This is a genomic window from Flavobacterium olei (genome assembly GCF_039749035.1).
GTDB classification, from domain to species: Bacteria; Bacteroidota; Bacteroidia; order Flavobacteriales; family Flavobacteriaceae; genus Flavobacterium; species Flavobacterium olei.
The window spans coordinates 528,971-543,275 of record NZ_JBDKWC010000001.1; the positions used below are offsets into that span (position 1 = coordinate 528,971).

The 14,305-nt window shown below is 35.8% G+C and carries 10 protein-coding genes and 1 tRNA gene; 8 read left to right on the plus strand and 3 right to left on the minus strand.

Features of this window, described 5'->3' with window-relative positions:
• Positions 1-190: 190 nt before the first annotated feature.
• Positions 191-2,431: a hypothetical protein gene (locus tag ABEB31_RS02220; protein ID WP_347049712.1), complete on the minus strand. Its 2,241-nt coding sequence runs from the start codon at positions 2,429-2,431 to the stop codon at positions 191-193.
• A gap of 250 nt (positions 2,432-2,681) precedes the next feature.
• A tRNA-OTHER gene (locus ABEB31_RS02225) sits at positions 2,682-2,797 on the minus strand.
• 276 nt (positions 2,798-3,073) lie between these two features.
• Between ABEB31_RS02225 and ABEB31_RS02230 the strand changes: the two genes are divergently transcribed.
• From ABEB31_RS02230 to ABEB31_RS02265, 8 genes are all read left to right on the plus strand, one after another.
• On the plus strand, positions 3,074-3,697 hold the full coding sequence (locus ABEB31_RS02230) for an HD domain-containing protein (protein WP_347049713.1): 624 nt from the start codon (positions 3,074-3,076) through the stop codon (positions 3,695-3,697).
• A 213-nt stretch (positions 3,698-3,910) separates the two neighbouring features.
• Positions 3,911-4,948, plus strand: coding sequence for a helix-turn-helix transcriptional regulator (locus ABEB31_RS02235; RefSeq protein ID WP_347049714.1), 1,038 nt, complete (start codon positions 3,911-3,913; stop codon positions 4,946-4,948).
• Positions 4,949-5,168: 220 nt separating this feature from the next.
• Positions 5,169-5,654, plus strand: coding sequence for a MarR family winged helix-turn-helix transcriptional regulator (locus tag ABEB31_RS02240; protein WP_347049715.1), 486 nt, complete (start codon positions 5,169-5,171; stop codon positions 5,652-5,654).
• A gap of 152 nt (positions 5,655-5,806) precedes the next feature.
• A complete protein-coding gene (locus ABEB31_RS02245; protein ID WP_347049716.1) occupies positions 5,807-8,197 on the plus strand; it encodes a 3-hydroxyacyl-CoA dehydrogenase/enoyl-CoA hydratase family protein in 2,391 nt (796 codons plus the stop codon).
• A gap of 2 nt (positions 8,198-8,199) precedes the next feature.
• Positions 8,200-9,201: a PDDEXK nuclease domain-containing protein gene (locus ABEB31_RS02250; protein WP_347049717.1), complete on the plus strand. Its 1,002-nt coding sequence runs from the start codon at positions 8,200-8,202 to the stop codon at positions 9,199-9,201.
• A complete protein-coding gene (locus tag ABEB31_RS02255; protein WP_347049718.1) occupies positions 9,194-10,378 on the plus strand; it encodes an acetyl-CoA C-acyltransferase in 1,185 nt (394 codons plus the stop codon). Before ABEB31_RS02250 ends, ABEB31_RS02255 begins: the two co-directional genes overlap by 8 nt.
• Positions 10,379-10,506: 128 nt before the next feature.
• On the plus strand, positions 10,507-10,857 hold the full coding sequence (locus tag ABEB31_RS02260) for a four helix bundle protein (protein ID WP_347049719.1): 351 nt from the start codon (positions 10,507-10,509) through the stop codon (positions 10,855-10,857).
• A gap of 51 nt (positions 10,858-10,908) precedes the next feature.
• Positions 10,909-12,699, plus strand: a complete 1,791-nt coding sequence (locus ABEB31_RS02265) for an acyl-CoA dehydrogenase family protein (RefSeq protein WP_347049720.1) — start codon at positions 10,909-10,911, stop codon at positions 12,697-12,699.
• A gap of 267 nt (positions 12,700-12,966) precedes the next feature.
• Here ABEB31_RS02265 and ABEB31_RS02270 read toward each other — a convergent pair whose 3' ends face one another.
• Positions 12,967-14,046: an AI-2E family transporter gene (locus tag ABEB31_RS02270; protein WP_347049721.1), complete on the minus strand. Its 1,080-nt coding sequence runs from the start codon at positions 14,044-14,046 to the stop codon at positions 12,967-12,969.
• Positions 14,047-14,305 lie beyond the last annotated feature (259 nt).

The window sequence follows — 14,305 nt, forward strand, 5'->3', positions numbered from 1 at the left end:
TTTAGCTAATTTTTTTGGCACAGATTAGAAGAATTAAAATGATATAAAAAATCTACTTAAATCTGCGAGAGAAAAACTTTGCTCCCGAAGCTTCGGGGCTGCGCTTTGAGAGATTAATTTAAAAGACGCACAACAGTGCACCTCTACAAAACCTATGAACCTTTGCTCCTATGAGCCTTTGTCCCTTTTTTTAATCTATTAATAATTGTGTCACCGCTGCAGCGTTCATTGCCCATTGCGCGTTGTACACCTCATCAGCATTTTCATTTTCTACGATTGTTAGACCTTGAGCTTGCGCTTTTAGTTGTAACAAACTACCAATATTTAGTTTGCTGTTCAATTTTGCCAGTAAAGCCTGAACTCCTTTGAAATCCAAACCTCCAACGACCTGACCTCCGAAAGTCATCTCTAACCAAACAATTTCTCGTTTTGCTACATCCAACACTCCAAAAACCAAACCTTTGGCAACATTCTGCGTCACACGAACCTGATGATCTACACACGACGGATCGTAGGCAACACCTGTTTTTTCCGAAATTTTCATCGGATATTTACTGTTCATCCAACCTACAACCAAATTTGGCGTAATACTTCCGTTGCTGTACGCGTTGCAGGTAAACGTCACAAATTTTGCGTTTGCTTTCGCCAACTCGTCTATGTTAATGTTGATATATTCAGCTGTTCCAATTTTATTCGGAATACTTCTGATATCACCACTATGCTGACAACCCATAGTCGTCAATCGGCTAAAAGAACACATATCTGAACGTGTTTCGTGTGCGATATGACAGCTCAAATCCATATCTAAATGCTGAGCCGGCAGATCTTTACCCCATTGCATAAACAATCGCACTTCGTTTCCTTCAATTGGGAAACGCGTTCCCATTAAAGCAACCGGCAAATCCTGAACCGTATCGCTTCGGTCTCCAATAGAAACCGGCATATTATACAATTGCGGATCAATATAGATCGTTTTGTTTGTGCTTTTAATCGCCGCAAAACGCTTTTTCATTGCCAGAATACACAAATCTTCAATTTTAGTTTTCATTTCTTCCAATTGAAAATCTTCATACAATTTCAATAATTGATTTGAAGCAATACGTTTGTTTGTTCCGCCCAGAGGTTTCACACTTCTTTCCATCTTTACATCAAAATAATTTTGAGCATACATGTTTAGCGTAAATATCAATCTGGCCGGAACTTTATCGATAATTTCTTCAAAATGAGCAATCGTTTCGTCTGCTCCAAACCAAAGCATATTTGAGAATAAAGATCGCGCAAACAATCCCGGACGTTGTTTTAACAATGCAAATGTTTTATCGGCATCAAATTTCAATCTTGACGAATTTACTTTGCTTTGCCAGACATCATACACTTGATTATAAAATACATCCATTAAAAAATTTAATTTCTCAAATCCTTTTCTTTTGCTGTATTCTGCCAAACGCAACGCACGGATAAAACGAACCCACATTCCTCTTTTCGGGTGCATGATCTCGCACATCATTTCGACATCCATTTCCATGTTGTTCAGCCAGTTTGCTACCATCAGACATTCTTTTCTCGAATATTTAAGTTTCAAATCTTTTTGAGAAGCAACTTTTGCCTGTGGACTTGTGTCCAGAACATGGTATAAATGCTGTGCATTTTTAGCTGTTCTTTTAATGATCGTTTTTGGCTCAATAATCTGCAATAAACCTGTGTTTTTGTACCACAAATAACGTAATATATCAGTTGGCGTTTTCAAAAATTGCTGAGCTTCTTCCTCTTTACCATTTTCAATCAAAAGATCGATTACGAGCATTAAAGTTTCCTTCATTGCAACATCCGTTTTTGGCAATGGCAAGTATTTCAAAGCGATTTTTAAACTATCAATCTGAGTTGCGTCTAAAGCCGTTTTGGACTGTAACAACGAAATATAAAAATCCTGCAATTCTTTTTCATTCCACAATTCCAGAACTTTTAATTTACTTCCCTGACCAATATTTTCAAGCTTTCCGAATTCGAATGGCGTTCCGCAAAACGGACAACCATTGTATCTTTCTATAGGAAAAGTATTTTCGGGAATAATATGTCCGCATTGTAAAGTTGTTCCGTTTTTAGACTGGAAAACATTTGCGAAAAACGTGACAATATGATCTACAACAGATTCGTTTGTTGGCACATTCCATTCTTTTACCAATGGTGTCCAGTTTTTGTCGGTTCCTAAAACTTCTCTCAGAACCTCTAAAACTTCTATTTTATATTTTGGGTTTTCGCTGTTTAAGGCATACAAAAGCGGCTCAGAAAATGTGAATCCGAGTTTGGAAACATTGGCCAGCAACACCGAAGTGGTTCCGGATATATTTTTAATTTCATTCGTCATCATTTCTGTTGGAACGAAAATTGCATTTTGACGTAAACTGATTTTTAATAATTCTTGTGTTTTCATTTTTTTTAGTTTTAAAAATTTAGATAATGGTGCTTCTGAGTTCTACCTAAAAGAGTTTGAAGTAAGAAGCACTTGACCTGAAATTGGAGTGTAATGAATTAGCTAATTCAAATTGGAAGTTTGTGGGTTTCCCCGAGAAGTAAGCTAATTTTGACCCTCGTTTTTTTGTACTGGTGATTTTAAAACTATCGTTCGGATTCGAACCGAAATTAGCCGTTTTCTAAAGTAAGTTTTAATTGACCATTACTAGTGGAGCAGACGGGATTCGAACCCGCGACACGGACATTAAAAGTGTGAGAAGTAAATTTTGATTGACCTTTTGGGATAATTTCAAAATTACCTGCTCTACCGCTGAGCTACTGCCCCATTTGTAATTTGAGTTTAAAAGGTAATGGTATAAGTTTATCTCTAAATGGGTGTTTGAAGTAACTTAAACTTGACCTGTCTGAACTCAATTTTTATTTATAAGAACGTTTGTTTTATTTTCTAAACAAAGATTTCTAAACTAGTACGCAATTATTCTGCGTAGTAAAACTTTTTTAAGAAATATCATTGTTTTATTTCCTGAGCAAAGATTTCTAAACTACTACGCAATTATTTTGCGCAGTAAAAAAGAAATTTTAAATTTGAGTAAAAAATTATATGAATTTAGAAAAAAATTATTCTGAATTACTTTTGAATATTGGCTTTACAGCGAATAAAATTCAGCAAAACTGGACTGATTTGGAAAAAGCATATTCCAATAAATCAAGGCATTACCATAATCTAACGCATTTAAAAGAAATGATTGCCAGTTTCGAAACGTATCGAGATCGTCTTCAAAATCCGAATGAAATATTAGTTTCTATTTTTTATCATGATTTTATTTATTCGGCTTCAAAAAAAGATAATGAATTGAAAAGTGCCAAGTTTGCTTTGTCGATTTTAAATGAAAATCACACTTTAAATAAACAATTAGTTTTTGATGCCATTTGCGCTACACAACTTCACGCGCACAATGCAAACGAAGATATTAATTGGCTGATTGATTTCGATTTGAAAATCCTAGCCAAAGACTGGGACGATTATAAAATCTATTTTGAGCAAATACGAAAAGAATACCGAATTTACCCTGATTTTCTTTATAAACCCGGACGCGCAAAAGCGTTGAAACATTTTCTGGAGAATGAATTTATTTTTCAAACGGATGAATTCAGGAATTTATATGAAGATCGGGCAAGAAGAAATATTGAAAAAGAGATAAGTTATTTAGAAATCAAAAAGTAATCTCGCAAAGTCGCTAAGACGCAAAGTTTTTTTATTTAAGCAACGCTCTCACAGTTTTGTCATTTCGAGGAACGAGAAATCACACGCGGGATTCGACGAAGATTTGATTTTCTTTGTAGAGTTACTAGTGTGATTTCTCGTTCCTCGAAATGACAAACCTAAACAAAAAACTTTGCGCCTTCGCGACTTTGCGAGCAAAAACACACACAACATATGTCACAAAACAAAAACGCCTTAATCCGCTACAAAACAATTGACAAATGTCTGCAGAATAAATACCGGCAATGGACATTGGAAGATTTAATAGAATGCTGTTCTCAGGCTTTGGAAGAGTATGAAGGGCGCAAAATCCCCATCAGCAAACGCACCATACAGATGGATATCCAGATGATGCGCAGTGAAAAACTGGGTTATAATGCTCCAATCGTCGTTTATGATAAAAAGTATTATCGCTACGAAGACGAAGATTTTTCTATCACTGATATTCCGTTAACGGAAACCGACATGAATGTGCTGACGGAAACCGTTTCTATGCTGAAACAATTTAAGGATTTTTCATTATTCAACGATGTTTCGGATATTTTACAACGTCTGGAAGATAAAATCTACGCCGAAAAATCGCATACTAAACCGGTTATTCATCTGGATAAAAATGAAAATTTAAAAGGACTTCATTATCTGGAAGAGATTTATCAGGCAATAATCAAAAAGATGGTTTTGGTGATTACTTATAAATCGTTTAAATCGCGAGAAGAATCCAAATTTCATTTTCATCCTTTTATATTGAAGGAATTCAACAACCGTTGGTTTTTAGTCGGAAAGAAAAAAGCAACTCAGCCGATTACGAATTTAGCTTTGGACAGAATTATTTCGATTGATTATGATTTCAATCTTACTTATCTGGAAGAAGATTTTGATGCCGAATCCTATTATGAAAATATTATTGGCGTAACGATGAATTCGGGTTTGCAGCCCAAACACATTGAATTGTGGATTGACGCTATAAATGCCCCGTATGTTTTGACTAAACCTTTGCATGCTTCGCAGCGTTTGCTTGCGGAAAATGAAGACGGCAGTATCATTATTGATTTATTTCTGATTGCGAATTATGAAATGGAGCGTCTGCTACTGGGATTTGGATGTGGCTTAGAAGTTCTTAAACCTGAAAATTTGAGAAACCGGCTTAAAAAAACTCTAAAAGATGCTATTTCTAAATACGAAGAACCAGATCATACTGAGATAAACTCATGATTTTTGGAAATTAATCAAATTTAAAATTACTAAAATAGCATAAAAAGATTTTTACGATATTAAAATTGTTAAAATCAGAGAAAAGAATAGTATATTTCAAATTAAATAAACTACAAAGCCCTCTAAACCAAAGGGATTTTTTAACTAACCAAAAAATTATGAAAAAATAATATGCATGCATAGTATTTTTTTATTATATTTGAAATCGATATAGTTACCTATGAAAGACAAAACGATAGATTATATTTTGAGAGCTACATGGCAGGCTGTTTCAAGAATGTATAATGAAGAGGCTGCAAAATATGATGCCACCATGGCAACAGGATTTGCTCTGTTAAGTATTGATAAGGAAGAAGGAACTCCGTCTACTGCTTTAGGCCCAAGAATGGGTATGGAAGCTACCAGCTTAACCAGGACATTAAAATCAATGGAAGACAAAGGTCTGATTGTCCGCAAAAAAAATCCAACTGACGGAAGAGGTGTTTTAATTTATCTGACCGATTTTGGAAAAGAAAAGAGAGAATTATCTAAAAATACTGTTCTGAAATTTAATGAGACCGTCAGAAAACATGTTTCAGACGAAAAAATGAAACATTTCATCGAAGTTTCGGAAATTATAAATGAACTGATTCAGGATAAAAACATATTTAATCACACGAGCGCCAGCGAACTGGCGAAGCAAACAGAAAACGAAGAAAAAGAATAGTATTTCCTCAGAAAAGAAATATTTCAAAAACTGCAAAAAACAAACAAGTAACAAATTATGAAATCGCCCATCATAAAAAAAAATTGTGTAAACAAATACCAATTAAAAAAGGCGATAACATATTTGACAAATAAAAAAGAAAATCAACAAATATGAAACGCACAATTAAAAAAGTTGCTGTAATCGGATCCGGAATTATGGGTTCGGGTATAGCTAGTCATTTTGCCAATATTGGTGTTGAAGTTTTACTGCTTGACATCGTGCCCCGCGAGTTAACAGAAGCTGAAGCTAAAAAAGGATTAACTCTTGAAAGCAAAGCCGTTCGCAACCGTGTTGTAAATGACCATTTGGCGAACTCATTAAAATCGAAACCCTCTCCTATTTACAGTCAGAAATTTGCAAGCCGAATTACGACTGGAAATACGACAGATGATATGGCAAAAATTGCCAATGTGGACTGGATTATTGAAGTTGTGGTGGAACGTCTGGATATTAAGAAATTGGTATTCGAGCAAATTGACAAATTCCGCAAACCGGGAACTTTGGTTACTTCTAATACTTCTGGTATTCCGATTCATTTTATGAGTGAAGGAAGAAGCGAAGATTTTCAACAGCACTTCTGCGGAACTCACTTTTTTAACCCTGCGCGTTACTTAAAATTATTCGAAATTATTCCAGGTCCAAAAACTTCAAAAGAAGTACTGGATTTCTTAACCGATTACGGATCTAAATTCTTAGGAAAAACTTCGGTTGTTGCCAAAGATACTCCGGCGTTTATAGGAAACAGAATTGGTATTTACGGTATTCAGAGTTTATTTCATTTAGTAAAAGAAATGGGATTAACGATTGAAGAAGTAGATAAATTAACAGGACCGGTAATTGGCCGTCCAAAATCGGCTACCTTCCGTACCGTCGACGTTGTTGGATTGGATACTTTAGTACACGTTGCTAACGGTATTTACGAAAATTGTCCTAACGATGAACAACATGAATTATTCAAACTTCCTGATTTCATCACTAAAATGATGGAAAATAATTGGTTAGGTTCTAAAACCGGTCAGGGGTTTTATAAAAAAGTAGACAAAGATATTCTTTCTTTAGACTTAGATACATTGGAGTACCGCGCTGCAAAAAAAGCAAATTTTGCAACGTTGGAATTGACTAAAACTATCGATAAACCAATTAATCGTTTTAAAGTTTTAGTAAAAGGAACAGACAAAGCGGGAGAATTTTACAGAAAAAGTTTTGCCGGAATGTTTGCTTACGTTTCAAACAGAATTCCTGAAATCTCAGACGAATTATACAAAATTGACGATGCCATGAAAGCTGGTTTTGGATGGGAAAATGGTCCATTCGAAATCTGGGATGCTATTGGTGTTGCCAAAGGAATAGAAATCATGAAAGCCGAAGGTTTAGAGCCAGCTGAATGGGTAAATGAAATGTTGGCTTCCGGAAGCGAAAGTTTCTACACGATAAAAGAAGGTGCAACGTATTTCTATGATATTCCATCAAAATCTCAGACTAAAGTTCCGGGTCAGGATTCATTTATTATCCTGAACAATATTCGCGAAAGCAAAAAAATCTGGAGCAACAGCGGAGCAATTATACAAGATTTAGGAGACGGAATTTTAAACTTAGAATTCCAGTCTAAAATGAATACGATTGGTGGTGATGTTCTTCAGGCTATCAATAAAGCAATTGATTTAGCTGAAAAAGAACACCAAGGTTTGGTTATTGGAAATCAGGCAGCGAATTTCTCTGTTGGTGCTAATATCGGAATGATTTTTATGATGGCCGTTGAGCAGGAATATGATGAATTGAATATGGCAATCAAATTGTTCCAGGACACGATGATGCGCGTTCGTTATTCTTCAATTCCAGTTGTTGTTGCGCCTCACGGAATGACTTTTGGCGGTGGATGCGAAATGAGCTTACACGCTGATAAAGTAGTTGCAGCAGCTGAAACTTATATGGGATTAGTTGAATTTGGTGTTGGTGTAATTCCAGGTGGTGGTGGTTCTAAGGAACTGACTTTAAGAGCGTCTGATTTATTCCGCAAAAATGATGTGGAGCTGAATGTTCTTCAGGAGTATTTCTTAACGATCGCTATGGCTAAAGTTTCAACTTCTGGTTATGAAGCTTTTGATACCGGATTATTACAGCACGGTAAAGATATTATCATAGTAAACAAAGACCGTCAGATTGCTGAAGCTAAAAAACATGCATTGTTAATGGCAGAAGCCGGTTACACACAACCGATCAGAAGAACTGATATTAAAGTTTTAGGAAAACAAGCTTTAGGTATGTTCTTAGTTGGAACAGATCAAATGGAGGCTGGAAAATACATTTCTGAACACGACAAGAAAATTGCCAACAAACTGGCTTACGTAATGGCGGGTGGAGATTTATCTGAAGCGACTTTAGTCTCTGAGCAATATTTACTGGATATCGAACGTGAAGCGTTTTTATCTCTTTGTACAGAAAGAAAAACGTTAGAACGTATTCAATATATGTTAACTAAAGGAAAACCTTTGAGAAATTAATCATGGAAGTTCAGAATCCAAATTTATTGCTATCAGTAAAAGAAATTATCATTCAGTCTCGACAACGGGTTTATCGAATGGTAAATTCAGTTTTATTAGATACGTACTGGAATATTGGAAGGTTAATTATTGAAGACGAACAAAACGGAAATACCAAAGCAATTTACGGCAAATCGACTTTAAAAAATTTATCAAAAGAACTGACTTTCGAATTTGGAAAAGGTTTTGATTATACAAACCTAACCAATATGAGAAATTTTTATTTGGCTTTTCCAATTCTTGACGCAGTGCGTCAAGAATTGAGCTGGACACATTATCGGTTATTATCACGAATTGATTCTGAAGAAAAAAGAATGTATTATTTAAATGAAAGTATTACAGGAAATTGGAACAGCAGAACTTTACAAAGACAAATTAATACTTTAAGTTTTGACAGGATTCTAAAGCCAGAAAATGAGGTTTCAGCAAAAATAAAAATTCAGAATATCATTAAAGACCCTTATATTTTTGAGTTTCTAGGTTTAGAAAACAATGTAAAAAATACTGAAAATAAAATTGAGTCTTCAATTCTGGAACATATTCAGAAGTTTTTATTAGAATTTGGAAAGGGCTTTGCTTTTGTAGCTAGACAACAGCATATCGTCACCGATACTTCTGATTTTTTTATTGATTTGGTTTTTTACAATTACATCCTAAAATGTTTTGTAATTATTGATTTAAAAACAACTGAGCTTTCCCATCAGGACATTGGACAAATCGACATGTATGTCAGAATGTATGATGATTTGAAAAAGTCAGATGATGATAATCCAACCATCGGGCTATTGTTATGTACCGAAAAAGACGAAACTATTGTAAAATATTCTGTTTTGAATGATAAAAACAACCTTTTTGCTTCAAAATATGTTTTGTATTTACCTAAAGAAGAAGAACTAAAACAACTTATTGACCAAGACAGAGTTCGATTTGAACTTGATAACATAAAAAACAAAAGCGATGAATAAAACAGCCTATATAGTTAAAGCTTACCGTACAGCGGTAGGAAAAGCACCAAAAGGGGTTTTTAGATTTAAAAGACCTGATGAATTAGCTGCAGAAACCATTCAGTTTATGATGGATGAACTGCCTGATTTTGACAAAAAACGCATTGACGACGTTATGGTAGGAAATGCCATGCCGGAAGCAGAACAAGGTCTTAACGTTGGACGTTTAATTTCTCTTATGGGATTAAAAGTAGAAGACGTTCCCGGAGTTACCGTAAACCGTTACTGCGCTTCCGGATTGGAAACAATCGGAATGGCAACAGCAAAAATCCAGTCTGGAATGGCAGATTGTATCATTGCAGGTGGTGCAGAAAGCATGAGTTTTATTCCGATGGGAGGTTACAAACCAACTCCGGATTATAAAGTTGCCGCTGCAGGTCACGAAGATTATTATTGGGGGATGGGATTAACAGCAGAAGCAGTTGCCAATCAATATAAAATCTCAAGAGAAGATCAGGATGAGTTTGCTTACAACTCGCATATGAAAGCTTTGAAAGCGCAGGCAGAAGGAAAATTTGACAAACAAATCGTTCCGATTACTGTAGATCAGACTTTCATTAATGAAAATGGTAAAAAAGAAGCAAAATCATACGTTGTAAATAAAGATGAAGGACCAAGAGCCGGAACTTCTAAAGAAGCTTTAGCTGGATTAAAACCGGTTTTTGCTGCTGACGGAAGTGTAACTGCCGGAAACTCATCTCAAATGAGTGACGGTGCTGCATTCGTTTTAATCATGAGCGAAGAAATGGTAAAAGAATTAAACCTTGAGCCAATCGCAAGATTAGTAAACTTTGCTTCTTCCGGGGTTGAACCAAGAATTATGGGTATCGGTCCGGTAAAAGCAATTCCGAAAGCGTTGAAACAAGCAGGATTAGAATTGAAAGATATTGACTTAGTGGAATTAAACGAAGCTTTTGCTTCTCAGTCTTTAGCTGTAATTCGTGAGTTAGGATTAAATCCTGATATCGTAAACGTAAACGGTGGCGCGATTGCATTAGGACATCCGCTGGGCTGTACAGGAGCTAAACTTTCCGTTCAGTTATTTGATGAGATGAAACGTCGTGGTAATAAATACGGAATTGTTTCTATGTGTGTGGGAACTGGACAAGGTTCTGCGGGGATTTATGAGGTGTTGTAGTTTTTTTTAAAGAGGACAGAAGCAAGACGAAAGACTTTCTGTTGTAATGAAAAACAGTCTAAAAAGAAAATTGAATAAAGTAGTAAAAAACTTACTTTTAATTTTTCTTCTTATCTTGCCTCAAAAACATGAAACACAATTTTAAGAATTTGAAGATTTGGATTTTAGCGATGGAAATTACAAATGATATCTATAAACTAACAGCCAATTTTCCAAAATCTGAAACTTACAGTCTGGTGAATCAAATGAATAGATGTTCTGTCTCGATGCCTTCTAATATTGCTGAAGGTTCAAACAGAGGAAATAAACATTTTCAGCATTATTTGAATATCAGTTTAGGCTCATCATTTGAATTACAGACACAATTGTTAATAGCTTGTCAAAACAACTATTTAACTAAAGAAAAAACAGAAAAATTAGAAAACAAAATAATTGAATTTCAAAAGATGACTACGGGCTTCATCAATAAGTTAGGTTAAAATCTTTCTTCTTGCTTCTTTCATCTTTCAAATCTAAAAAACAAAAAAGTCATGAGCGACAAAACAAGAGGAGGTCAATTCCTAGTAAAAGAAACAAAATGCGAGGACATCTTTACTCCAGAAGATTTCTCAGAAGAGCAGTTAATGATGCGTGACTCTGTAAAAGAGTTCGTTGATAAAGAATTATGGGCGCATAAAGATCGTTTTGAAAAGAAAGATTACGCATACACAGAAGCTTCTATGCGTAAAGCGGGCGAACTTGGACTCCTGGGAGTTGCGGTTCCGGAAGAATACGGCGGATTAGGAATGGGATTTGTTTCTACCATGTTGGTTTGCGACTATATTTCGGGAGCAACGGGTTCGTTCTCTACTGCTTTTGGTGCTCATACCGGAATTGGAACTATGCCAATTACACTTTACGGATCTGAAGAACAAAAGAAAAAATACGTTCCGAAATTGGCTTCGGGAGAATGGTTTGGTGCTTATTGTTTAACGGAGCCGGGCGCAGGATCTGATGCCAACTCTGGAAAAACAAAAGCGGTTTTATCTGAAGACGGAACGCATTACTTAATTACTGGTCAGAAAATGTGGATTTCGAATGCAGGTTTCTGCAGCGTTTTCATCGTTTTTGCCAGAATTGGAGATGATAAAAATATTACAGGTTTCATCGTAGAAAACGATCCGTCAAACGGAATTTCTATGAATGAAGAAGAGCATAAATTAGGAATCCGTGCTTCTTCTACGCGTCAGGTTTTCTTTAACGAGACCAAAGTTCCAGTTGAAAACATGCTGTCTGAAAGAGGAAACGGTTTTAAAATCGCAATGAATGCACTTAATGTTGGGCGTATTAAACTGGCAGCTGCTTGTTTGGATGCTCAAAGAAGAGTTACTTCTGGAGCTGTAAAATATGCAAATGAAAGAATTCAGTTTAATACTTCTATTTCTTCATTTGGAGCTATCCGTTCTAAATTGGCTGAAATGGCTACAAGTGCTTACGCTGGAGAAAGTGCTTCTTACCGTGCTGCAAAAGATATCGAAGACAGAATTGCTGCCCGTGAAGCAGAAGGAACTTCTCATCAGGAAGCTGAATTGAAAGGTGTGGAAGAATACGCGATAGAATGTTCAATTCTGAAAGTTGCGGTTTCTGAGGACGTTCAAAACTGTTCTGATGAAGGTATTCAGATTTTTGGCGGAATGGGATTCTCTGAAGACACTCCAATGGAAAGTGCATGGAGAGACGCACGTATCGCACGTATTTACGAAGGTACAAACGAAATTAACAGAATGCTTTCTGTGGGAATGCTGATTAAAAAGGCTATGAAAGGTCACGTTGATTTACTTGGACCAGCTATGAAAGTGCAAGAAGAATTAATGGGAATTCCATCTTTTGATACTCCGGATTTCTCTGAATTATTTGCAGAAGAAAAAGGAATTGTCGCTAATCTTAAGAAAGTTTTTTTAATGGTTGCCGGAAGCGCTGTTCAAAAATACGGACCGGATTTAGATTCTCATCAACAGTTATTAATGGCTGCCTCTGATATTTTAATCGAAATCTACATGGCTGAAAGTACAATTCTGCGAACTGAAAAATTAGCAAAATCTCAAGGTGAAGATAAAGTTCAGGAGCAGATTGCAATGGCAAAATTATATTTGTACAAAGCAGTAGATATTGTAAACTTAAGAGGAAAAGAAGGTATTGCTTCTTTCTCTGAAGGTGATGAACAGCGTATGATGTTAATGGGATTAAAACGTTTTACAAAATACACTAACCTGCCAAATGTAGTGGCATTGAGAGAAAAAATCGCAGAAAAATTAGTTGCAGAAAATTCATACTGCTTCTAATATAACAATAGTTTTTAGCTTTTAATTTGTTTAAACCCGTGCAAGTCCGAAACTGCACGGGTTTATTTTTTTTACCCCTATTTATTAGGTTCGATGATGTCGGAAATGAACTTAATATCCTTAGAAGGTCAATTTTATTACTGACCGCGTGAAGGATAGGAGCTGGCTACCGAAGTAGCGCGGATAGCCTGACAGCATCCTGAAAAAGGGCGTATATGCGCAAACAAAATTTGCCCTTTTTTAGGATGGTGGCACGCCCAAAATAGTCTACAAATCTTCTTGCACAATAATATGTTCTGGTTTATCGTCGAGCCAGGCCACGAACAATTTATATCCGATAGAAAAAATAATTGGTCCAACGAACAGGCCTATAAATCCCGACATCATAAAACCTCCAATTACTCCAAGAAAAATGACGAGCATGGGAACCATGGCACCTTTTCCTAATAATAAAGGCTTTAAGACATTATCTGAAAGTCCGCTGAGGATAAAAAATATTGACCATATAATGGCGGAAGAGGTATCATCTAACGAAAAAAGATAAGCGATTACTCCGAGATTAATCAGGATTGGTCCAATCTGGATAATGGATAACATGAGACATAATATGGTTAATACTCCGGCAAAGGGAATATTGGCACCAAAAAGGCCAATTGCCTGGATGATAGTCTGAATGACAGCGACGCCTAAAACACCTTTTACGACCTGATGTACGGTTGAAATAGAAATGGTTAAAAACTCGTCTCCGTAACTGCCTGAGATTCTTTTGACAAATTTGATCGCCAATGCTTGCCCGCTTGTAGAAACCAGCAGTACTCCGGCAATGATAACCGACAAAATAATTTGTAGAAAAGCGGCTCCTGAGCTAACTGCTTTTGCTAATAATAATTTTGAAATATCCAGGAGCTGTTCTTTGTACTGGAGCATACCATTTTCAAGATCGACTGATAATGCATAGAGAAAATTATATGCTTTTTCTCCAATAATCGGCCATTCCCTGATATTTGCACCGGGTGGTGAGACTTTTAGCGTTCCGTTTTCAATTCCGTTTTTAAGCTCTGTAACTGTTGAAGTAACGGAGTCAAAAAATACTACAGTGGGTAAAATTATTAGTAGTAAAAGAAGGGTCGTAATAAGAAATGAAGTCAGGCTTTTTCGCCCTTTTAATTTTTTCTGCAAAAAATTGAATATGGGATACAATACAATTGCCAAAATGACTGCCCACAGTATTGGCATTAAAAAAGGCAATAAAAGTTTAAAACAAAATCCTAATATAAGGAAGACGATTCCTAACTGCAGGATGGTTTCGAAGATCTGTTTACTTTTGTTTTCGGGAAAATCTTTCATATGGTTATATATTTAAGGATTAGATAATTTCTCTCTTTGAGATTTATTTTCGCTGTCATCGGAGAATAGACGACCTATTAAAAATTAGAGGAAATTATTTTCCTACTCCAAAAAATGTTTACAAAAAAGTGAGCTTTTCCCCTCTCTTATTTTCAATGATGAAAATTTGAATTCAGAACTTGTTGTATGAACCATTGATGTGATAATAACGCCTTTTTAAAATTGGAATAATCCCTTACCTTCCTGCGATTATAAATTC